Here is a 19,970-nt window from a genome sequence, read left to right on the forward strand (position 1 = left end):
GAGCGACACCCTGACGTCAGTCTTCGTCTTCCCGGCGCTTGCGCCAACGGATGCCCGCTGAGATGAAGTCATCGAGGTTGCCGTCGAACACGGATGCCGGGTTTCCGGACTCGTGTCCTGTGCGCAGGTCCTTCACGAGCTGCTGACCGTAGAGGAAGTACGAGCGCATCTGGTCGCCCCAGCTCGCGGTGATGTTTCCCGCAAGCTCCTTCTTCTTCGCCGCTTCTTCTTCCTTCTGCAGCAGCAGAAGGCGCGTCTGCAGCACGCGCATGGCGGCAGCGCGGTTCTGGATCTGCGACTTCTCGTTCTGCATCGAGACGACGATGCCCGTGGGAAGGTGCGTCAGGCGAACGGCGGAATCAGTCGTGTTGACCGACTGTCCGCCCGGGCCCGAAGAACGGAAGACGTCGACACGGATGTCGTTCTCAGGGATGTCGACCTCGGTCGCCTCTTCCATGAGCGGGATGACCTCGACTGCGGCGAACGAAGTCTGCCGTTTGTCAGCGGAGCCGAACGGGCTGATGCGGGCAAGGCGATGCGTGCCTGCCTCTACGGACAGGGTGCCGAAAGCGTAGGGGGCGTCGATCTCGAAAGTGGCCGACTTGATGCCCGCGCCTTCGGCGTAGGACGTGTCCATGACCTTCGCGGGGTACTTGTGATGCTCTGCCCAGCGCAGGTACATGCGCATGAGCATCTCGGCGAAGTCCGTGGCGTCATCGCCGCCGGCACCGGAGCGGATGGTGATGATCGCGCTGCGATCGTCGTACTCGCCATCGAGGAGCGTCTGCACCTCGAGCTGGTTGATGACCACGCCGAGGGTTGCGAGTTCTGCGCGCGCTTCGGCTGCCGAATCCTCGTCTTCCATCTCGTTGGCGAGACCGATGAGAACCTCGAGGTCATCCAGACGCTGGCCGATCTCACTCACCCGCTTGAGCTCGGCCTGCTTGTGGCTGAGCGCGCTGGTGACCTTCTGCGCCTTCTCTGGGTCGTCCCAGAGATCGGGGACGCCAGCCTCCTCGCTGAGCCTTGCGATGTCGGCCTGGAGTCGCGCGACGTCGACGACCTCGCTGATGTCGCCGTATGTGTGCCTGAGCGCCTGAATTTCGGCGGAGAGATCGAGTTCGAGCATGACTCCTCAGCCTATCGTGCTCGGCTGGGAGTTGCGGGCGGGTAGCGTGAACCGGGTGAACAGCGCGTCAACGGTGCTCCGGCGCTTCGGCCCGATGGTTTATCTGCCGACGATCCTGTTCTCGATGGGCGAGGGTGCGGTCATCCCCCTCATTCCGGTGATCGCCGCAAGCATGGGAGCGGACGTCGCCACTGCAGCACTCGTTGCCGGAGCCCTGGTCGTCGGTCAGCTGTGCGGAAATCTTCCCGCCGGATGGGCGGTCGCACGCATCGGCGAGCGCTACACGATGGTCATCGCGGGCATCATCTCGATGGGCGCGGTCATGGGCATGGTTCTCGCACCGGTGATCGCGATGTTCGCCGCATCCGTCTTTCTCTTGGGTTTCTGCGCTGCGGCGTTCGGACTGGCCCGGCATGCGTTCATGACGACTCGCGTGCCTGTGGCGTTCCGTGCGCGTGCGCTCGCGCTTCTGGGTGGGAGCTTTCGGCTCGGCATCTTCGTGGGCCCGTTCGTCACTGCCGCACTCCTGCAGATCTTCGGCGATGAGCACGCAGCGATCTGGTTCTTCCTCGCGTGCCTGGCCGTAATGGTGGTTCTCGTGCTGTTCGGGCCGGATCCGGAGAAGACGATCTCCCCGGCATCGTCGTCGATGCTCGTCGAGGACTCCGGTGAAGCGGTCTCTGGCTCGATCCCGACATTCGAGCGCGCCGGAGTGTTCCGCACGATGTGGCGTCACAGAGCCGTGCTCAGCAGGCTGGGCATCGCTGCCGCATGTCTTTCGGCCACCCGCTCTGCCAGGCAGGTGCTGCTTCCGCTGTGGGGCGTCTCGCTCGGAATGGATGCGCAGACGATCGCACTCGTGGTCGGCGTGTCCGGCGCCATCGACTTCGCCCTGTTCTACGTCAGCGGCCAGGTGATGGACCGGTTCGGCAGACTGTGGGCGGCGATGCCCGCCATGGTTCTGATGGGCGCAGGGTTCCTCGTGCTCTCGTTCACGCACGACGGCGATGCCGCTGTGCTGTGGTTCGGGATGCTGGCGGCCGTCCTCGGGGTGGGCAACGGCCTCTCCAGCGGCATCCTGATGACGCTCGGAGCGGATACCGCCCCGGCGCATGATCCGGCGCCGTTCCTCGGATCGTGGCGGACTCTGACGGATGCCGGTGGCGCTGCCGCACCGCTGCTCGTCGCAGGAGTGACAGCGATCGCGTCAATCTCAGTGGCCGCAGCCGCGATGGGGATCATCGGGTTCCTGGGTGCGCTCGGCTTCATCCGGTGGATTCCGCGGTTCAGCCCGCACCGAACTCTCGACTAGCGAAGCGCCGTCCTGCTGGTCGCGGTGGCTTCAAGCAGGACCCCATCTGGCACGAACGCCGAGATGACGGGCGGATGCCACGATGCGGCGACCGTGACCTGTGCGGACACGCCGTCGGGAGCGGATGCCGAGACCAGCTGTGCTCCGGATGCCATCGCATCAACGATCGCGACAGCCTGGTCGCGGACGCCCCCATCGGTGAGTTCGGCGCGCACTCCCTCCCCCTCGACGACCAGCGTGAACCCGTCGGCACCGGCAAGAGCCGCAGCATCCGCCAGCGAATCGAGCCGCTTCTGCGCGATGTAAAGATCGGTGGCGCAGGTGCAGACGAAGACAACGGTGATCGCGAGGATGACGTACCCGAGCAGCAGGGGCAGGATGCTGCCCTCTTCACCCGACCCGACTTCTGAAGGCGTCATTCCGCGCCCCACAACCGCGACACCTTCTGTGCGGCCGCAGCCTGCAGGGGAATGCGCGTAGCCCGATCAAGCCCGAAGATGGGCGGAACGAACGGCAGCGACACGTACGTCTCGACCTTCACGATCACCGTTGACCCTGCGGCGGGGCACGCCGCACCTGCCGGAGTGCAGGTCACAGAGACACCGACGTTCTCCGCATTCATGCCGTACTCGTCAATGACGCTGGAGAGCACGGCGTCGCCGCTGTGCGCCGCGGCATCCGCATTCTCGGCCTGTCCGATCACACGCGCGGTATGACGCGCGGCGGCCTCAGCGCCGAGCATCGTCTCTTGAACCGCGCCGAGAGTGAGCACCAGATAGGCCAGTGGAACCAGAAGAACCACACCGATAGTGATGAACTCCAATGCGGCCGATCCCTCGTCATTCTTCGCCCAGAGACTCCATCGGCGCATCCGCATCCACCTCCAGCCCGTACGGCACCCCGAGAAGACCGATGATCGGCAGGGTGGTGCGCACTGTCACGACAGCAGCAGAATGCCCCAGGCGGTCGCTCTCGCTGACGGTGATGTCTTCGGCATACGATCCGCCGACAGCGCGTGTGATGGCCAGCCGGGTGCGCTCTGCACCATCAGCGAGAGTCGTGTCGGCGAGCGCGGCATAGTGCGCACCCTCGACAGCGGCATCATGGACGACGTTTCGCACGTAGACGGCGAACCCCAGCTGAAGGACCGCGAGTGTGAGAGCGGTGAGCAACGCACCGACGAGCACGAAATCCACCGGACTCGACCCTCGATCATCGCTCGCCACCCTGGCAGTCATCTCAGAGTCCGCCCACCCGGGAGATCGCCTGCTCGAAGAGTCCTGTTAGCGCGGGACCGGCGACCGCCCAGATCAGCACGACGAGTCCGGCAGTCATGAGTGTGACTATTGCGAGAAGTCACCGGGTGAGATCAGACACCACTCGCGAACGTGTGTGCGCTCTAATCTCACCCCTTGCTCGGTGTCACGTTCCCCAGCAGTCGAAATCGTCCGACGACGGATCCTCATCCATCATCGATGTGTCAACGAATGGCTCGCCGAGGCTACACCGGATCGCGCTCTCGGGAATGGGGGGAAGCTCGTGAGCCGGTATGAAGTCGATCATGTCCATCCCGGTGACCGGGTGCTCGGTGACGAGCTCGCGTCCGTCTTTGCGCTTCATGCAATTCTCCTTTCACGTGCGGCCGCTCGACGAGCGGACCGTTCTCGCACCCAGCGCGCCGTCATCGCGTCCGATGCAATCCCCTCGGGCGACGTCGCGGCGCGCAGCAGCAGCTGGTAGTACCGGGGCGGGCTGATGCCCAGCTCTTGGATGATCCGGGTCTCTTTGCCGGGCGGGTGGCCCGGGTGGCGTCGCTCGAACTCGAGCAAGTCGGGTGGCGTCATGATCTCCACCCTGCCGTCGACTACCGACATCCGACGGAGCGGGTCTGCCCGGGCACGACGAAAGACCCCCACCTGGCCCGGAGGCTAGGTGGGGGGTCATATCGGCGAAGCGAGGAGCCTTCCGCGATTGGGGCTATGCCGGGGCGAGGACCATGAACTTCCACTGACGGGTTGCCGGGTTCACGCTGCCCGTCGTTCCGTTCAAGAGTCGCAGCGTCACGGTATCGGCGGCGGACACGTATGCCGACCACACAAGCCCAGTTTCCAGCGGTGCCGTCATCGGTGTCGCGTGGACCACGTCACCGATCACTGCACCCTGAACAGTCGCTGTCATTTCGGCTGCGGTCGCCGCAGGCATCGCTGGGAAGTCCAGCGAAACCAAGGCTGTGAGCGAACTCGACACAACATCGAGTTTCGCCTTCCACCCGCTGAACTTCGTAGCCGTCCCCGTGGGCAGGCTGCACCCGATGACGACCGGCTCGTAACCGTTCATCGCAGCGGCAGCGACAGTCGATCGGTGTGATGTTCCGGAGCCACGCACAGCGCTCATGATCGGGCGTGTCGTGAGAGCCGAGAACTCGAACATGTCGCGACCGGCCGGGACTGCGGACGCGAACACATCGGCGACCAGAACTTTCCGCCAGTCCCCGACGACAGCGAACGCGTTCTCACCATCTGTGCGCCCATGGTCGAGACGTAGCGACGCGGTCCCGGATGCGGCGAATACGCCACGGAACCCTGCCGCGATGCCGGAGATGTCGTAGTCGGCGATGTGGCACTGACCGGTGATCTCGGACAGGTGTATGCCATGGCCCGCGGACGATCGTGATGTGAAGCCACGCACACGGAGGTTGTCGATCCCGGCCGCTCGGAATGCCGCGTCGTGAGCGGTCTCGATGTGCACGTTCTCGACGTTCACCTGAGCGGCGTTGATGAGATAGATCCCCCATCTGTCCGATTCGTCGATGGTGACGTTTCGGATCGTGACCCGGTTGCAGTCTTCCTCGATGCTGATGGACGCGTTGCCGGTGTGCCCGATGCGCATACCGTCGACGATCACGTCGTCGACGCCGTACTGGGCCGTGAAAGCCTTCCGGCCTGTGACGGGCACGGTCAGATTGGTCACGCGAACCTGCTTGTACCGCAACGCTCCGAGAGCATTCTCATTCTCTCCGGCGAGATTCGTCTTGATCTGCCCGCCGACCCACTCCGCGTACTCCCGCTGTGGGGTGACCGCGGTGCCAAGCCCGCTGTGGCCAACGAACGCGACGGCGTGCCCGCCTGTGGACGTGGAGATGTTCGTCGTTTCGATCAGCGCGTCCGGATCGCAGACGACCCGCACCCACTCGCAATCGATATCCAGCGAGTCTGAGAAGAAGTAGTGCCCGGCCGGAACCTCCACGTGCCCGCCAGTCGAACCGAGCGAAGCGAACGCTGCCTGGAACGCTGGAAGATCGTCCGTAGAACCGTCGCCTGTCGCACCGAAATCTCGGACGTTGATGTAAGGGAGAGGTGCGGCGGGGACTCCCGGCGTGCTGGCGCGAGGAGTCGTAGCACGATCCTGGATCTTCCCGTTCACTGCCATGCCGGAGAGGGTATCGTCTGCCCCGACATAGACCGAAACGGCTTCGTCGTTGTCGACGGCGTTCACGCCAGGCAGCCCGCGCGGCACCTTGAAGTGCGCATGCTTCACCTCGGTGGTGCCGGACATGACAACTTCGGCTTGCTCGCCAGCAGGAACCGACTCTGCCGAGGCCGAGGACAGTGTGCCCGGGACGCCCTGTTCTCCCTTGTCGCCGCGCGGGATGCGGAAGTCGACGTGCACGTCTGTCGTCCCGCTCATATCCACTTCGGCAGCGGCCCCCGCGGGGAGCGTCGCAACCGACACGGACGAGATCGTCCCCTTGTCGCCTTTGTCACCCTTCGGTCCTCGGATGTTGTCGGCAAGTTCCCAAGCCATCAGGCGCTCCATTCCCTTACGTCACCCGTGATCGGGTGAACCCAGTAGATGCCGGCCCGGTCCACGGGCGGCGGTGTTGTCGAGTACCAGACGCGGGTGATCACCGCGTCCGGCATGGTACTGATCGGGCCTCCCCCGATCGCGGCAGTGAACCGCCAGGACGCCCACCCGGCGAGGACTTCTTGCCCCGCCTGGTCGACCGTGAACCAGTCGCATCTCAGCTCGTACCGGGTAGGCGGATTCAGATCGGCTGAAGCGATCAGGTCAACCGTGAACGTTCCGTCCGATGCCACGGGGACCGGGACCCGCCGCGAGGCGACGGGGCCGGAGGAGCTGAATGCATCCCGTTCCGGATCGACCTCGAGCCGGGGATAGGCAGACGGGAACGGTGCATCACCGAAGTCGGTAAGCGTCCCCGTATACGGGTAGGTGATGGCCACGACGTTGTCCTTAGTTGTCGCCGCGCAGCGGGTAACGCTCCTGCGTCGACAGCTCCGCCACCTGCTCTGCATCGACCGGCGCCGCCCAGGTTCCGTCTGCGCGCTGTTCGAGCTGCACGGTGGGAGAGGTGGCCTGCTCGACGGCGTTGGCGGTGCTCTTGGTCACGAGGGCGTAGGAGGCCTGCGCGACGACGATCGCCAGCAGCACCAGGACGGGCCACTGCGGGATCACGTCTCCGGTGTAGACGTAGTAGAAGGCGAGCACCGCGGCGGTGAGCACGACGGACACGATGACCGAGACGGCCTTCTTCTGCCACGGCTTCTGGATGAACGGCAGCCATCCGTTGAGGGCGGCGACCGCGTACGGCGCGACCAGTGCGAGCAGCACCAGCACGCCGGCGGGGATGGTGGGGAGTTCGATGTTCATGATGTCTCCTGGGGGTTGATGAGGTGGATCAGCCCGAGTCGTCGAAGGATCGGCTCGGGCATCATGGGCAGGGGTCCCTGGCGGCCACGGAGGTCCCACAGCCACGCCTGGGTCTGCTGGTGTCGCACGGCGTCATTCATCTCGTGCGACTCGGACTGCACTTTGGTGAGGCGCTCCTCGAGCGCCGCGATCTGCTCTTTGAGTCCCTCGACCGCCACGGCGACGCGCTCGTCCACGACGTCGTCGACGTACTCCTGGAACGCGCGCTGGCCCTGCAGGAAGGCGTCGGTGGCGGAGGCTTCGACCTTGGTCTCCTCGGTCGACTGGTCGACCTTCTTGCCGCGGAACAGCAGCCACGCCCCACCGAAAGTGGCGGCGGCGCTGAACAGCGAAGCGATGACGGTTCCGATGATGTTCTCCATCAGTGCCCGCCCGTCTCGGTGAGGCGCTTGATCGTCAGCCTCCCCTGCCGTTCACGGCCCAGACGTGCGAGGTTCCACATTGGAAGGACGATGATCGCGGTCAGACCGGCGGCGACGAACGCACGCGCCCACTGACCTTGCGTGAGCAGCACCCAGAGGGCGCCGGCATAGCCGCCGAGCACGCCGACCATCATGAGCTTCCCGGCTGCCTCCGCGATCCACAGGCGAGGGAACGCGATGCCGACGAGCGCGAGCACTCCGGCGGCCAGCAACACCCAGGCGGCGAGAATCGCGATGACCGGGCTGTAGACGAGGTTGAACGAAGGCATGCCGTACGTCACCGCGTTCAGCCCCATCACGATCACGAGGACGTCGAAGGTGGGCAGGACGATCCGCTTCAGCTCGCGGGACGCCAGCCCCTCGGCGGCGGGCACGGCGTCCGGATACCAGATCGTCGATCTCCACAGTGCACGCATCACGCGGCACCTCCCATCACCTGGAACATGAACACGAGCAGCGTGTACGCCGACCACGCGTAGACCGCGGTGGTCGCGAGCACGCCCAGGAGGACGATGCCCGCGACCACCGCGAGTGCGGTCTTCACAGCGCGTGGTAGTTCGCGGTCTCGGCGCGCTGCAGCGCAGCACGCATCACCGGACCGGGAACGTCGTTGCCCTGGTAGCCCCAGCGAGCGCGGAGCCAGCGAGCGATCGCCGCCCACATGACCGGGCCGAGCACGTCGTTGCCCTTGTAGCCCCAGTTCTGGCGGAGGAACTGCGCGAAGCCCTTCGCGGACTGCGCCCCCCACTTCTGGTCGATCGCCGTGTTCCCGCCGTACAGACGCGCGATCTTCTGCAGACCCGCGCAGAAGGCGATCCCGAACGGGTTGTACTCGCCAGCGGGCGTCGCCGTGCTACCGCCGCCAGCAGGGGCCGGAGCGGGAGCGCTGTCGAGCGAACCGGTGTACTCGTAGTGCCAAGCCTCGCGCGGGTTGAAGAAGTGCCCGGCCGGGGTGAAGCCGTAGGCGGGCGCGTTCCGGGCGAGCCAATTCGAGCGCACGGTGCCGATGACGGTGACGCCGTCGTCGCGTCCCGAGTCGCGCAGGTCGAGCGCGCGGGGTCCGCTCGGTCCGGACTCCTCGTGGTTCGACTGCCCAGGAGGGGCGGCGAGGTTGAAGCCGGGACGTCGGTTGATCCACCCGTCGTACAGGCGCGCCTGCTCCTCCCGCGTGCGGGTCCCGGACGAGACGATCAGATTCAGGCCGAACTGCTTCTTGAACGCGGCACGCAGCTGCTCGAACGCCTTCGCGACGTTCGTCTGCACGCGCTCCCCGTTGATGGTCGTGTACGTGTAGGCCATGGCGGCCCCCTCTCATGACGAAGCCCCGCGCGGTGGCGGGGCGGTGGATGTTGACTCCGACTAGGTAACTGAGTTACTGTTCCTGCTATGGATGAGGTCAGGTCGGAGCTGGAAGCTCTCGCGCACGAGGCGGCAACGCACGTCCAGCGCCGCGATGCGGCCGTGGTCCGGGCGCGCGAAGCTCACATGACGTGGACCGAGATCGGCAGCATCCTCGGGATGACACCTCACGGGCTCCGCAAAGCCCTCAACAAGCGAACGGACCAGTCATGAAGCGCGCCAGCATCGCCCTCGCAGCCCTCATCGCCCTCACGCTGACCGGCTGCGCCGGCGCCGCCGATGAGACTCCGAGCGCGCCGCAGAGCACAACGCAGAGCACGCCGTCTGCAACGCCGGACTCTCTCGTCGCCGAGACGCCTGCGGCAGAGGAAGCGGATGACGCTTCGGCCGCCTTCGTCGAGAAGTTCCACGAGGTCCGCGCGACCATGCCCGGCGACTCGCAGATCCCCAACGCCACCGATGAGCAGCTGCTCGCCGCTGCCGACGAAGCATGCAGTCGGCTCGACGCTGGCGAGACCAGCGACACGATTGTTCTCATCGACGGCGAGGAGAAGAACGGCGCGGGCTACTACAGCGACTCGGCCGCGATCATGGTCGCTGCACGCGATTCGATCTGCCCAGAGGGCTAGACCGCGACTACTCGATAGATCGTCTGGCCGTCGATTCCGATCGAGTTCACGGGCATCCCCGTCTCTGATGTGGTCCGCGTTTCCATCCCAGACATGCGGATTCCGTCGTTCCCGATGGAGATGACGCTGCCGCCGTATTGCAGTCGCGCGTAGGAGTCGCTCACCTGGACGACGCTGTTGCCCTTGTAGACCTGGATGGTCGATGCGTCAGTGAAGACCTGCGCGCCGTTCGCGAAGGTCACCGCGCCGCCCGAGATCGTCGGATCGATGACGATGCTGCCGACCTGGATCTTCCCGCCCGGCAGGACCTTGATGTCACCCGTGACGTTCATCGTTCCGGTCAGGCTGACCGTCCCCGATATCGTCGCGCTGCCAGACAACACGAGCTCGCCGAGGATCTCGAGTGTTCCGGTGATCCGCTCAGTCCCGGTGACGATCAGCCACCCAGAGACCTTCTGTGACCCCTCGACGATGAGCGACTCGTTGCCGACGAATCGGGTACGCCCGTCGTGCACAGATGCGGATCGGAGCATCGCAGTGAGTTCGGTTCGGTCGATGCGTTCGAGGAGAACCCAGAGTTCATCCTCGGGCCGGTCGGGCCGCGGTCGTGCCACCATCAGATCGTCTCCACTGTCAGCTTGATCGTGTGCGGGTCGTCGAGGCTTCCGGAGAACCCGAGGACGCGGTGCTGCGTCCACTCGTCCGGGATCCACAGGTCCCCGCGCGACTCGACACGAATGATCGACCCCAGCCGCAGATCCGCCGGGTTGATGCCGCCCTCGTCGACGGCGTTCGTCTTCAGGTTGAACGACCACTGCTGGTATGTGGTCAACCGTGAATCGAGGTACGCCTGCGATCGCTGGTTCACCACCCCGAGGTGAGCGGACTTGACGGTGAGCTTGGTATCGCGAGCGAGGCCAGCCGAGACGGACGCTGCGGCGCCACCGACGACCATGTCCCGCTCGGACCCTTCACCGATGCCGAAGACGCCAGTGATCTTCTCGCGGCCGAGCGTCTTCACCGTCACCTCGGTGAGAGCCGACTCATCCGCTTGCAGCGCGAACTCGAATGTCGGCCCCGAGAGGAACGGCGTGCCGATGCGGAAGTCCCACCCGAAGGTGTTCCCGGTGATCCGCGGATGGAAGTCCAGGTCCGGGCCGCCGGGCATCTCCTCGATCTCCTTGAGCAGTGCTTCACCGGAGCGGAACTGCCAACCCCAGATGTCGAGGGCTTCAGATCCCGCTTCTTCGGCGGGGATCGTGACCGGCAGCGGCCACGCACCGGAGATCGGGTCGGTGAAGATGATCCGCGCTACGCGTGCGGCCATACCTCGCCACGACAGTCCGGACCAGTTGAACCGCAGCGCCGGGTAGTATCCGCCGATGCCGTACATCCACCGCGCCGCGGCGAGCTCCCGGAGGTCGTTGTGGACGACGTCGAGGATGCCCGTGTCGCGGTGATAGTCCGAGTCGAGAATGAGCCCGTGGTAGACGGGCACGCCGTTCCAGCACTGAGAGAGGACGCGATCGCGAGGGCGGTCCTTCCCGAACAGGTCATGCGCTTCTGCTCGATTCAGGCCCAGCGCTGAGAGCGCGAAGCTGTGCGTCTGCTCGGTCACGCTCCCGCGTTGATAGGACCCGGCGGACGCCTCAACTTCTTCGAGCCGGGTCCCCGACTGGGCGTCCCAGATCACGGTCGACCATGGCCCGTTCGACATGCGACCTCCTAGATGAACGTGTTCTCCATCGCGACGGTGAGCTGCCCGGCGGAGATGCTGATGGCCGTCGGGGTCAGTCCGGGCGGGATGGCGAACAGCTCGGCACGTGCGACACCGCCGAGCACGCGCACTCCCCCGACGGAGAGCCGACCGGTGCGCATGTCGAAGGTGTGCGGAGTTCCCGCGGCGAGTGCTCGGGTGACGATGATGCGGCGGCCGCCGGGCCCGGTGATGGTGTATCCGCCGGCGGATGCGCCGGTGATCGTGAGCACGGGCAGCGCCGGGAAGTTGCCGCGGTGGAAGACCTGCAGCGCCGTTCCGGGTCCGAATGGCGAGCCGTCAGGCTCGCTGTTCGGCTGGTACTTCCGCGGGTCGGGGCACCACCACGACACCGACCACCGTGCGCGCCGCCCGGTGCCGTCGTCCTTGAACGACGGGCGGGTAGCGGCGGCGATGCGCGCCTCGGCGCGGAGGGTGCGATCGTTGCGCTCGATCGAGACGGGGAACTTGCTGCCGTCGGCGCCGTGGCCGATGAACTGGTCACGCAGCCGCTCGAGCTCCTTCGGAGACGTGGCGATCGCCCATCCCTCCATCGCCACGAGGCGACCGGCGAGGAATCCAGGGATGTCGAAGTCGCCGTGCGCTTGCGGGCGGGAGACGGTGTCGGACCGCATGGTCGCACCGTCATCCCACCCGTCGAAGCCGTCGCGGCCGACATACAAGCCCTGCACGCGCGACTCCCCTTCCGGGGATTGGCGGATCGTCAGAGCACCAGAACGCACTTGCAGCAGCGTCATGGTTACCGTCCTCTCGCGCCGAGCAGCTTGGCCGTCTCCTTGGCCGCGACCTGGCCCATCTCGACAGCGTCTGCGCCGTGGGCGTCGATCTGCACGAGCGGTCCGGTGATCCCGGTTCCCGTGCCCGTCTCCTCCGGCGGCGCGCTGGGCGCCGTGGTGGTCGACGTCGCGGCGACTGTCGCCGTGACCGTGGCCATCGCCGCCTGCGCCCGCTTTGATGCCGAGGAGGCCATACCCACCAGGGCATCTCCGAAGTTCCCCGACTCATCCGAAGCGCCCGAGGTGAACTGCGCCATCGTCGCGGCACCGGACGTTCTCAGCCGTCGCCAGCCGGTGGCCGACAGCGGCCCTTTCTTCGCCGGTGAGTGCGGGAAGAAGTCGAGGATGCCGCCGAGGACCTCGCCGATCGCGTCGCCGACGGAGCCGACCATGCTGAAGAAGCCGTCGATGATGCCCTGGATGATCTGCGCGCCGAGGCCGAGCCAGTCGACCTCGGTGAGCCCGTTCCAGATCGCCTCGATGATCTGCGGGAGCATCTCGATGATCTGCGGTATCGCGTCGATCAGCCCCGTGATCAGCGCGACGATCAGGGTGATGCCCGCCTCGATCAGTTGCGGCAGCATCTGCAGCAGTCCGGCCACGAGCTGCAGCACGAGTTCGATCGCCGCGGTGATCAGCTGCGGGAGCGCCTCGATCAGTCCCGTGATGAGCGACATCAGCAGCTGGATGCCAGCTTCGATGATCAGCGGCAGGTTGTCGATGATCGCCTGCAGCAGACCCATCACGAGGTCGATCGCGGCCTGCAGCAGCAGCGGCAGCGCACCGATGATGCCGGTGATCAGCGCCATCAGCAGCTGGATGCCGCCCTGGATGATCGCGGGCAGAGCGGCGATGATCCCCTGCAGCAGGCCGTTGACGAGCGCGAGCGCGCCCTCGACCAGCATCGGCACCGCCGTGATGATCCCGTCGATGAGGGCCAGCACGAGGTCGATCGCCGCGGTTATCAGCGCGGGCAAGTTCGACACGATCGCGTCGACAAGCCCATCGACCAGCGCGAGCGCCCCGTCGATCAGCAGCGGGACCGCTGTCACCAGGCCCTGCACGAGTGCCTGGATGATCGCGATCGCCGCGGTGACCAGCTGCGGGACGGCACCGAGGATGCCGTCGACGATCCCCGGCACCGCGGTCACGACCGCGTCGATCAGCCCCGGCAGGGCAGCGACGACCTGGTCGATGATCCCGGTGATCCCCGAGACGAGCCCGGAGACGTCGCCTCCGGAGAGTGCGAACGCACCGAACGCGGCCGCCGCGATACCGAGCGGACCGCCCAACAGAGCGAGCCCGCGAGTCAGACCGGGGAGCATCGCCCCGAGCGGTCCGAGACGCGCCAGCAGAGTCGCGACCCCGCCCGCGCCGAGAGCGGCGAACGCGCCGCCGATCGGTGCCAGGACGGGGGCGAACTCCTTGAGCTTGCCGATGAGCGTGCTGCTGCCGTCGCTGATGCCGGTGAAGAACCCGGTCATCCGGTCCATGATCGGACCGACCCAGCCGTTCCACACCTGTCCGAGCGCGGCGGCCTTCTCCTCGAGCGGGCCGAGCGCCTTGGTGACGCTGTTGATCAGCGGACCGAGCTTCGAGTAGAACGATCCCTCTTCGAGTCCGCCGAGCGCGTTCGCGCCGATGCGGCCCATCGCGGCGAAGAAGTTCTTCGTCGCGCCGGGGACGGTCTTACCCATCTCGTCGGCGACGGTCCCGGCGGCGGCGGTCGCAGCCTTCGAGAACGTCTCGAAGTCGACCTTGCCCTCGGAGGCCATCTTGAAGACCTCGCCGGCGGTGACGCCGAGCTGCTTCGCGAGCTCCTGGTAGATCGGGATGCCCTTGTCGGCGAGCTGCCCGATGACGTCGTTCTGGACGCCGTTGGCCTGGGTCGCGGCCTTGTTGAAGATCGAGCCCATGTCCTCCATGGACAGGCCCGCCGCGGAGGCGTTGTTCGCGATCGCCTTCAGGTGGTTCTGCAGGTCACGGCCGGGCTTGATTCCCGCTGCGACGGCTGCACCGGCGACGGTCGCGGCCTCGCCGAGACCGAACGCGGTGCCCTTTACCGAGGCCGAGGCGTCGGCCATGATGGCCTTGATCTCGCCCGCGTCCTTGCCGAAGCCGCGCAGCTTCGCCTGGGCGGTGTCGATCGCGGTCAGACGACCGAAGCCCTTACCGAGCGCGACGCCGATCGCCGCCGCGGCGACAGTAGCCGCACCGGTGGCGGCCGACTGGATCCCGGCGCCGAGCGCACGCCCCGCGGCTGATCCGGCACGGCCGGCAGCCGAGACGACCGACGACAGAGCGGATGCTGCCCGGCCGGGGAGCGACGCGATGCCGCTGCCGAACGACGCGGCCATCTTCGACGCGGCCGGTCCGACGGCGGCGCCGATCTTCGAGAACAGTCCGCGTACCTGCGTGGTGACCGGGCTCAGCCAGGTCGACACCTTCGACCCGAGCTTCACGAACGGCGACGCGACGCGCGTGCCGATCGCGCCGAGGTACTGCACCATCGGGCCGAACGCCCCGCGCACGGTCGTGCCGACGGAGCCGAGGAACGACTTCGACGCGGACCACGCACGGGCGATGCCGCCGCGAACCATCGTCGCCATGGTGGTGAACTGCTTCGACACCTGCGCCGACACCAGACGCGCCAGACGGGTCAGACCGGTGACGTCCGCGGTCGCGCGCAGAATGCCAGCGATGGAACCGGCGACGCCGGTGAACGCGGACCGCGCGGCGGCCGCGTTGCGCCAGCCGTCACGCAGTGCACCCGCGACGCCAACGAGTCCTCCGGTCGCGCGTGCCGACGACGCGGCCAGCATCGCCGTCGCGGCCGCCGTGGCGGCCTGAGCGGACTGCAGACGGGTCGACGCCGCGGTGACCGCATCCACGGCCGCAGCGTGCCGCCGACGGGCCGCCGCGAGGCGCTCGTCGGCGGCGAGCGCCTGAGAAGACTCCGCGCCAGACTTGGCGATCGCCTCGCGCAGCTTGGCCTCGGCGACGCGGACCTTCCCGGCCTCGTCCATCTGCTTCAGACGGGCGCGGGAGAGCGCGCTCGATGCGGATGCGACCGCGCCGTTCAGCTTGCGGACCTCGGCCGCTCCGAGGTCGGCGGCCGACGCCGCGAGCGCCGACTTGAGGTTCTTGCCGAGCGAACGACCGGCGGAGGTGCCAGCCGCCTTGAACCCGCCCTCGAAGGTCTTCGCGCCAGCTGCGCCGGCGGCCTTGGTCTCCTTCGTGACGCGGGATTTGAATCCCGTCATCACGGGGAAGATGGAGACGTGACCTGATCCGACCTCGGAGGACATCTGCACCCCCTCGGGTCAGGACGAGAAGATCAGCCCCTCGTCAAGAGCGGCCTGTGCTTCTGCGATCTCCGCGGCATCCGCGCGCGGTTCGTTCTTCGGGAGAGCCCACGGCATCAGCTTCTTCGCCGCCTTCTCGTTGCCGAGCTGTGCGATCAGCGTGAGCAGCTCGAGCGTCGACGCCGGGTAGGCCCATCCGGCGAGCTCGGCGCCGAGGAGCGTGGACGTGTCCTCGGCTGCACCTTCGAGGAGGAGCTTCGCTTCGCCCCAGAGCAGGCCGTCGCCCAGATCAGAGATGCCTACACCGAATGCCCGCAGCGTTCGGGCGGCCACGCCCCGGTGCTCTCGGATGATCTGGGCGACGGCGACTATTCCGGGAAGGCCGCCTGCTGCACGCGCTGCAGGGTCCGGAAGTACTTCTCAGCGAGGATGGCGCCCTCGACGAGGTCGCGCTTACCGAAGTCGGCGGCGGACTGGTCGCCATGGACCTTCTTCAGGATCGACTTGAACTGGTCGACGGGCGCGGCGCCCTCGGCCTGCAACTCGTCGACCTCGTCGAGGCTCAACGTCAGAGGCACCTCGACGATCGTGCCGTCGGAGAGACGGCCGATGAAGCGGCGCTCGACGATGATGTGCTTCACGTCGGGGACGGCGGCGAGGATCGCCTCGGTCTCCTTGTCCTCGGACCAGTTATCGAAGTCGTACTCGGGGACTTCCGGATCGGTGGTCTTGGCGGTCTTGGCAGTGGCCATGATGGTCTCCTTGTCGGGGTTATCGGGTGGATGTCGGGTGCGTGAGTGGATGGCTGGTCGGGGTGACCCGACGACACCCCGACCAGCCGGTCTTGTTACGCCGCGGCGCCGGTCGCCCAGCTGTCGCCGTCCCAGTGCGCCTGCGAGGCGTCACCGAGGACCACGTGCTGGCCGGTCGTCCACGCGGTCGTCTGACCGAGCGCGCCCATGCCCTGCAGCGTGGTGAGGTCAGCCGGGACGGTCGCGCCCGTAGGGCTGAACGAGCCCGGCGTTCCCGCCGTCGCGCCGGTCGCGACGACCGGGCTGCCAGGAAGCGCGGGACCCCACTGCCAATACGGTGCGTTGTTGAACAGCGGGTCCTCCTGCCAGGTGAAGGTCACCGCCTGGCCCTCGACCTCGCCGCGGGTCTGCTGGTCGGGCTCGACCGCGGTGACGGCTGCGACGCCGATCTGGCGCTTCTCGATGCCGCCGCGGTAGCGGGTGACAACGTAGAGGATGAACCGGTTGTCGGGCAGCGACGAGGAGACCTCGATCACGCCGTTCTCGTCCGGCTCGGATCCCTCGGTGAGCTTCTGCACGTTCGGGTTCTGCTCGGCGAGGTTGATCACGACCGCGCGCGTGCCGTCGCCGGCGAGCGTGTAGCCCTTCTGGAAGAACTCGATCGCGTCGCCAGTCTCACGCGACGGGGCGGGTCCGCCGTCGACCTTATACAGGCCGAGGCGCTTCGCAGCGGTCGGGAGGACGAGCGGCGAGGCGCCGAGCGCGGCCTTGTCGATCACGTTCTCGGCGGCGACGGGTGCGAACGCGGCGACGCCGGTGATCGGTACGCCGACAGCGCTGAGGTCGTTGCCCTGGGAATCGGCAGTCATGGGTGTTCTCCTTCACATGAAGAAGGCCCCGCAGGTGCGAGGCCGGATGGGGTGGAACGGTCACGTCGACTGCCGACGTATCCGTGTGTCGGGTGGTGGCTCACCAGGAGCCCGCCGCGACGTACTGCGCCGTCAGGTAACGGCGGGCGACGTCGAGCTGTTCGGGGACCGCGTACGGACCGTTGCACCCGGACGGGTCGACAGCGGCGATCGGCGGTGGAGAGATCGGGGCGGGTACATCGAGCCCGAGCGGGAGGTCGAGATCGAACAAGACCCCGGCGAGCCACAGCGCGAGGTCGTTCGCAGGCTTGTCGTTCAGCCGTGTCCCGGCGAGGACGGATGCCCCGATGGAACGCTCGAAGGTCACGTGCGAGAGCCGCGGGCCGGAGTCGTCTCGGATGACGATGAGCGGTCGCACCATCGGCACGGTGAGCTTGGGGGGCTCCTTGTTCGACACGGCCACGTTCAGACCCTCGACCGCGGCGAGCGCGCGCACGTACCCGGTCAGCCACAGCTCGATATCCGGAGGCGTGACCCTCATTGCTTGGCCTGTTTCAGCGCGCGGGCGAGGTTGCCGGTCTTCGACTCGATGAGGAGCGTCTTCTCGTCGGAGCCCACGACACGGGTCGTGCGTCGGTAGCGGGACTCGTGGTGCTCGATGTGCAGCCCGTCCCGGTACTCCTCGGTATCGACAGGGGCGTTGGTCTGTGCGATGCCGAGGGCGCGATTACCGATGCCGTCGACGATCGCCTCGACTCTCGGCTGGCGCAGCACGGACTCGAAGAAGCGCGGGTTGAACTCGACGTCGGTGTCGCCGCTGCGTGCCATGGTGCGCCTCCTCGGTTCAGCCGACCGCGCGGGTCAGCGGGATCTCTCGCGGCGGCGTCCATCCGGTGAACGGGTTCGTGTCGGCCGCGGGCGGGATGCCGTCGATGCTGTACGTGTCCCCGGTCATCACGGTCCCCTCGGGGACCGTGATTGCACCGTCGGGCAGCGGCGGTGTGAAGGTGCCGGTGAAGACACGGTCGCCCTTCTGCACGTCGAACGCGCCCTCGCAGAACAGCGACTTCGATTCGAGTGCCTGCTCGCGAGTCGCACTCGACAGCATCGACGTGGACGTCTGCGCGACGAACGCGCCAGGGATCGGGAGAACGTCGGGGATGGACCAGTCGCCGGGGATCTGCTCACCCGAGTACGGGTCGGTGACGGTGCCGGCGCGCAGCCGGTAGACGGTGGTTCCGAAGGGGAAGTCCATCAGTATCGCTCCGGCCACAGGCGCGCGATGGGACGGTCACGCGGGAAGCTTCCCGCCGAGTGCCCGGCAGCAGGTGCAGGTGAGCACAGCGCGCGCAGCGCGCGACGGGGCTGGCCGTCGAATGCCGATGCCACATCCGTGTAATCGACGGATGCTGATCCGATGCGCTGGCCCTTCACGAAGCGAGATCCGCGCGCGGCGATGTCTTTGTAGACCCGCTTCAGAACCGCGAGCGCGTTCTTCGTGTCCTCGCTCTCGTCCAGGAACGAGGCGATACAGGGGGCGATGTCGAGACCGACGATGAGGACCTCGCGTGCGAGGTCCTCATCGGTGCCGATTTGGTCGTGCGTGATCACGTCATCGCCCCCTGGGTCGGTTACTTGGCGTCGTCCGCGAGAAGCGCGGCGACGATCTGCTGGCGGTTGGCGGGCTCGGCGGGGACGATCTTCGCGTCGTCCTCGCGGCCCTCGTTCCGCTTCTCGATGTCGGCCTTCAGGTCGGTGACGTTGATGCCCTTGTAGGCGCCCTCGTCGTCGTCCTTCTTGCCGGAGTCGCTCGACGTTTCCGACTTGGCGAGCTTCTCGATGAGCTTCACGCTCGTGAGGTGCTTGATGTTCTCGGCGTCCATACCGGCGTCGGAGAACTCGGCGCCTCGGTAGAGGTATCGCTCGGACTTGTTGTCGCCGCGGACGACTGCGACAGCGCCGATCACTCGGTACTGGGCCATGACGATCAGAGCCCCGTTCCGGTGATCGTGACGCCGGCGAGCGGTTCCAGGACGATCGGGACGGTGACGCGACGGGCGCGCACGATCCACTTGTCCTTGCCGGTGCCGCGCTCGCGCTGCGCCTCGACGTTGGAGCCGCCGTAGCTGCTCCAGTCGGGCGAGTCGAGCGACTCATCGGCCATGCCGCCGAGCTGGTCACGGTCGATCAGCAGCGGGTTGCCGGTGTAGTAGGGCGTGGTGACGAACGTGAATCCGAACGCTTCGCGCGGCAGGTTGCCGGTCACGACCGGGTTGCCGTTCTCGCGAGGGAACGCGTTCTTGTCGACGAGGATCTCGAGCACGGCGGCCCAGTCGTCGGGCGAGAGCACGACGGTGCTGAGGTCGTAGCCCATGCCCATGTCGGCGCGGTTCTGACGCGCGGCTTCGAGGGCGCGGACGATCTTGCCCGCGGTGTCCCACGTGCCTGCCGGGGATGCGAAGGTCGAGGTGACCTTCGCGGCGACGACCGCCATCGCGAGCTGATCGACATCACGGATGACGGTGTTGCCGAGCTTGGTGAGAGCTCCGGTCACGACCGCCATGCCGCGCTGCTTGATCTTCTCGTCGGTGATGTCGGTGCCGAGACCGCGCTTCTGCACGGCGGCGCCAGCGATGACGCCCTCCGGGAGGAGCACGTTCGGGTACTCGGAGCCCGGCGCGACGACGGCGGACGCCTCAGGGGCGAACGCCGATTCTCCGGTCTCGTAGAACACACCGCCGCCGTTGGCGACGAGTCGCTGCGACAGCAGGTAGTCGCCGACGAAGCCGAGCTTCGTGATGTCGGCGATGCGGCGCGCGATCACGCTCTGGTTGCCCAGGAGCGTCTGGATCTGCGCGGGAGTCAGATCCCCGACCGGTGCTGCGGTCGGATAGGTGTAAGACGCCATT

The 19,970-nt window shown here is 66.9% G+C and carries 29 protein-coding genes; 3 read left to right on the plus strand and 26 right to left on the minus strand.

The genetic code is table 11. The annotated features are described in order from the left end of the window. Window positions 1-16 precede the first annotated feature (16 nt). Complete coding sequence (gene prfB / locus ACN0RC_RS07940; RefSeq protein ID WP_417510530.1) at window positions 17-1,129, minus strand: peptide chain release factor 2; 1,113 nt, start codon at window positions 1,127-1,129, stop codon at window positions 17-19. A gap of 94 nt (window positions 1,130-1,223) precedes the next feature. Here prfB and ACN0RC_RS07945 point away from each other — a divergent pair, with 94 nt between their 5' ends. Then, a complete protein-coding gene (locus ACN0RC_RS07945; RefSeq protein ID WP_417511130.1) occupies window positions 1,224-2,441 on the plus strand; it encodes an MFS transporter in 1,218 nt (405 codons plus the stop codon). On the opposite strand, the gene ACN0RC_RS07950 is transcribed toward ACN0RC_RS07945, so the two are convergent. The 12 genes from ACN0RC_RS07950 to ACN0RC_RS08005 form a co-directional block, all read right to left on the minus strand. Beyond that, window positions 2,438-2,860: a pilus assembly protein TadG-related protein gene (locus ACN0RC_RS07950; protein WP_417510532.1), complete on the minus strand. Its 423-nt coding sequence runs from the start codon at window positions 2,858-2,860 to the stop codon at window positions 2,438-2,440. The genes ACN0RC_RS07945 and ACN0RC_RS07950 overlap by 4 nt on opposite strands. Next, complete coding sequence (locus ACN0RC_RS07955) at window positions 2,857-3,312, minus strand: TadE family protein (protein WP_417510533.1); 456 nt, start codon at window positions 3,310-3,312, stop codon at window positions 2,857-2,859. Before ACN0RC_RS07955 ends, ACN0RC_RS07950 begins: the two co-directional genes overlap by 4 nt. Further along, entirely contained in the window at window positions 3,281-3,679 is a 399-nt protein-coding gene (locus ACN0RC_RS07960; RefSeq protein ID WP_417510535.1) for a TadE/TadG family type IV pilus assembly protein, read from the minus strand. The genes ACN0RC_RS07955 and ACN0RC_RS07960 overlap by 32 nt, the downstream gene beginning before the upstream one ends. A 184-nt stretch (window positions 3,680-3,863) precedes the next feature. After that, the gene (locus tag ACN0RC_RS07965) at window positions 3,864-4,061 is read right to left on the minus strand and encodes a hypothetical protein (protein WP_417510537.1); all 198 of its coding nucleotides are present in this window, start codon (window positions 4,059-4,061) and stop codon (window positions 3,864-3,866) included. Then, window positions 4,058-4,285 carry a DUF3263 domain-containing protein gene (locus tag ACN0RC_RS07970; protein WP_417510539.1) on the minus strand — a complete coding sequence of 76 codons (228 nt, stop codon included), beginning with the start codon at window positions 4,283-4,285 and terminating at the stop codon, window positions 4,058-4,060. Before ACN0RC_RS07970 ends, ACN0RC_RS07965 begins: the two co-directional genes overlap by 4 nt. Window positions 4,286-4,418: 133 nt before the next feature. Next, window positions 4,419-6,245, minus strand: a complete 1,827-nt coding sequence (locus tag ACN0RC_RS07975; RefSeq protein ID WP_417510541.1) for a glycosyl hydrolase family 28-related protein — start codon at window positions 6,243-6,245, stop codon at window positions 4,419-4,421. Beyond that, a complete protein-coding gene (locus ACN0RC_RS07980; protein WP_417510543.1) occupies window positions 6,245-6,685 on the minus strand; it encodes a hypothetical protein in 441 nt (146 codons plus the stop codon). Before ACN0RC_RS07980 ends, ACN0RC_RS07975 begins: the two co-directional genes overlap by 1 nt. A 10-nt stretch (window positions 6,686-6,695) precedes the next feature. Continuing rightward, window positions 6,696-7,112, minus strand: coding sequence for a hypothetical protein (locus ACN0RC_RS07985; RefSeq protein WP_417510545.1), 417 nt, complete (start codon window positions 7,110-7,112; stop codon window positions 6,696-6,698). Continuing rightward, window positions 7,109-7,534, minus strand: coding sequence for a hypothetical protein (locus tag ACN0RC_RS07990; RefSeq protein WP_417510546.1), 426 nt, complete (start codon window positions 7,532-7,534; stop codon window positions 7,109-7,111). Before ACN0RC_RS07990 ends, ACN0RC_RS07985 begins: the two co-directional genes overlap by 4 nt. Next, window positions 7,534-8,010: a hypothetical protein gene (locus ACN0RC_RS07995; protein ID WP_417510548.1), complete on the minus strand. Its 477-nt coding sequence runs from the start codon at window positions 8,008-8,010 to the stop codon at window positions 7,534-7,536. Before ACN0RC_RS07995 ends, ACN0RC_RS07990 begins: the two co-directional genes overlap by 1 nt. Next, entirely contained in the window at window positions 8,010-8,138 is a 129-nt protein-coding gene (locus ACN0RC_RS08000) for a hypothetical protein (protein ID WP_417510550.1), read from the minus strand. The genes ACN0RC_RS07995 and ACN0RC_RS08000 overlap by 1 nt, the downstream gene beginning before the upstream one ends. Next, complete coding sequence (locus ACN0RC_RS08005) at window positions 8,135-8,893, minus strand: D-alanyl-D-alanine carboxypeptidase family protein (protein ID WP_417510552.1); 759 nt, start codon at window positions 8,891-8,893, stop codon at window positions 8,135-8,137. Before ACN0RC_RS08005 ends, ACN0RC_RS08000 begins: the two co-directional genes overlap by 4 nt. A gap of 87 nt (window positions 8,894-8,980) precedes the next feature. Between ACN0RC_RS08005 and ACN0RC_RS08010 the strand changes: the two genes are divergently transcribed. Together ACN0RC_RS08010 and ACN0RC_RS08015 are read left to right on the plus strand one after the other, a co-directional pair. Continuing rightward, on the plus strand, window positions 8,981-9,166 hold the full coding sequence (locus ACN0RC_RS08010; protein ID WP_417510554.1) for a hypothetical protein: 186 nt from the start codon (window positions 8,981-8,983) through the stop codon (window positions 9,164-9,166). Beyond that, a complete protein-coding gene (locus tag ACN0RC_RS08015) occupies window positions 9,163-9,582 on the plus strand; it encodes a DUF732 domain-containing protein (RefSeq protein WP_417510556.1) in 420 nt (139 codons plus the stop codon). The genes ACN0RC_RS08010 and ACN0RC_RS08015 overlap by 4 nt, the downstream gene beginning before the upstream one ends. Here ACN0RC_RS08015 and ACN0RC_RS08020 read toward each other — a convergent pair. From ACN0RC_RS08020 to ACN0RC_RS08080, 13 genes are all read right to left on the minus strand, one after another. Next, window positions 9,579-10,199, minus strand: a complete 621-nt coding sequence (locus ACN0RC_RS08020) for a hypothetical protein (protein WP_417510558.1) — start codon at window positions 10,197-10,199, stop codon at window positions 9,579-9,581. The genes ACN0RC_RS08015 and ACN0RC_RS08020 overlap by 4 nt on opposite strands. Beyond that, window positions 10,199-11,299 (minus strand): hypothetical protein, encoded by a 1,101-nt coding sequence (locus ACN0RC_RS08025; protein WP_417510560.1) that lies wholly within the window; start codon window positions 11,297-11,299, stop codon window positions 10,199-10,201. Before ACN0RC_RS08025 ends, ACN0RC_RS08020 begins: the two co-directional genes overlap by 1 nt. An 8-nt stretch (window positions 11,300-11,307) precedes the next feature. Next, a complete protein-coding gene (locus ACN0RC_RS08030; RefSeq protein WP_417510561.1) occupies window positions 11,308-12,096 on the minus strand; it encodes a hypothetical protein in 789 nt (262 codons plus the stop codon). A 2-nt stretch (window positions 12,097-12,098) separates the two neighbouring features. Further along, a complete protein-coding gene (locus ACN0RC_RS08035; protein WP_417510563.1) occupies window positions 12,099-15,443 on the minus strand; it encodes a phage tail protein in 3,345 nt (1,114 codons plus the stop codon). A gap of 15 nt (window positions 15,444-15,458) precedes the next feature. Beyond that, the gene (locus tag ACN0RC_RS08040; protein ID WP_417510565.1) at window positions 15,459-15,773 is read right to left on the minus strand and encodes a hypothetical protein; all 315 of its coding nucleotides are present in this window, start codon (window positions 15,771-15,773) and stop codon (window positions 15,459-15,461) included. A 35-nt stretch (window positions 15,774-15,808) separates the two neighbouring features. After that, complete coding sequence (locus tag ACN0RC_RS08045; RefSeq protein WP_417510567.1) at window positions 15,809-16,192, minus strand: hypothetical protein; 384 nt, start codon at window positions 16,190-16,192, stop codon at window positions 15,809-15,811. Window positions 16,193-16,287: 95 nt separating this feature from the next. Then, window positions 16,288-17,061, minus strand: coding sequence for a hypothetical protein (locus ACN0RC_RS08050; RefSeq protein WP_417510569.1), 774 nt, complete (start codon window positions 17,059-17,061; stop codon window positions 16,288-16,290). Between the two features lie 100 nt (window positions 17,062-17,161). Then, window positions 17,162-17,602: a hypothetical protein gene (locus ACN0RC_RS08055; protein ID WP_417510571.1), complete on the minus strand. Its 441-nt coding sequence runs from the start codon at window positions 17,600-17,602 to the stop codon at window positions 17,162-17,164. Beyond that, window positions 17,599-17,889, minus strand: a complete 291-nt coding sequence (locus ACN0RC_RS08060) for an HK97 gp10 family phage protein (RefSeq protein WP_417510573.1) — start codon at window positions 17,887-17,889, stop codon at window positions 17,599-17,601. The genes ACN0RC_RS08055 and ACN0RC_RS08060 overlap by 4 nt, the downstream gene beginning before the upstream one ends. A gap of 16 nt (window positions 17,890-17,905) precedes the next feature. Continuing rightward, a complete protein-coding gene (locus ACN0RC_RS08065) occupies window positions 17,906-18,316 on the minus strand; it encodes a hypothetical protein (RefSeq protein WP_417510574.1) in 411 nt (136 codons plus the stop codon). Further along, on the minus strand, window positions 18,316-18,672 hold the full coding sequence (locus ACN0RC_RS08070) for a hypothetical protein (RefSeq protein WP_417510576.1): 357 nt from the start codon (window positions 18,670-18,672) through the stop codon (window positions 18,316-18,318). The genes ACN0RC_RS08065 and ACN0RC_RS08070 overlap by 1 nt, the downstream gene beginning before the upstream one ends. 20 nt (window positions 18,673-18,692) lie before the next feature. Continuing rightward, a complete protein-coding gene (locus ACN0RC_RS08075) occupies window positions 18,693-19,043 on the minus strand; it encodes a hypothetical protein (RefSeq protein ID WP_417510578.1) in 351 nt (116 codons plus the stop codon). A gap of 5 nt (window positions 19,044-19,048) precedes the next feature. Then, window positions 19,049-19,969, minus strand: coding sequence for a hypothetical protein (locus ACN0RC_RS08080; RefSeq protein WP_417510580.1), 921 nt, complete (start codon window positions 19,967-19,969; stop codon window positions 19,049-19,051). Window position 19,970: the final 1 nt, after the last annotated feature.

This window comes from Microbacterium sp., assembly GCF_048259935.1.
Taxonomy (GTDB): Bacteria; Actinomycetota; Actinomycetes; order Actinomycetales; family Microbacteriaceae; genus Microbacterium.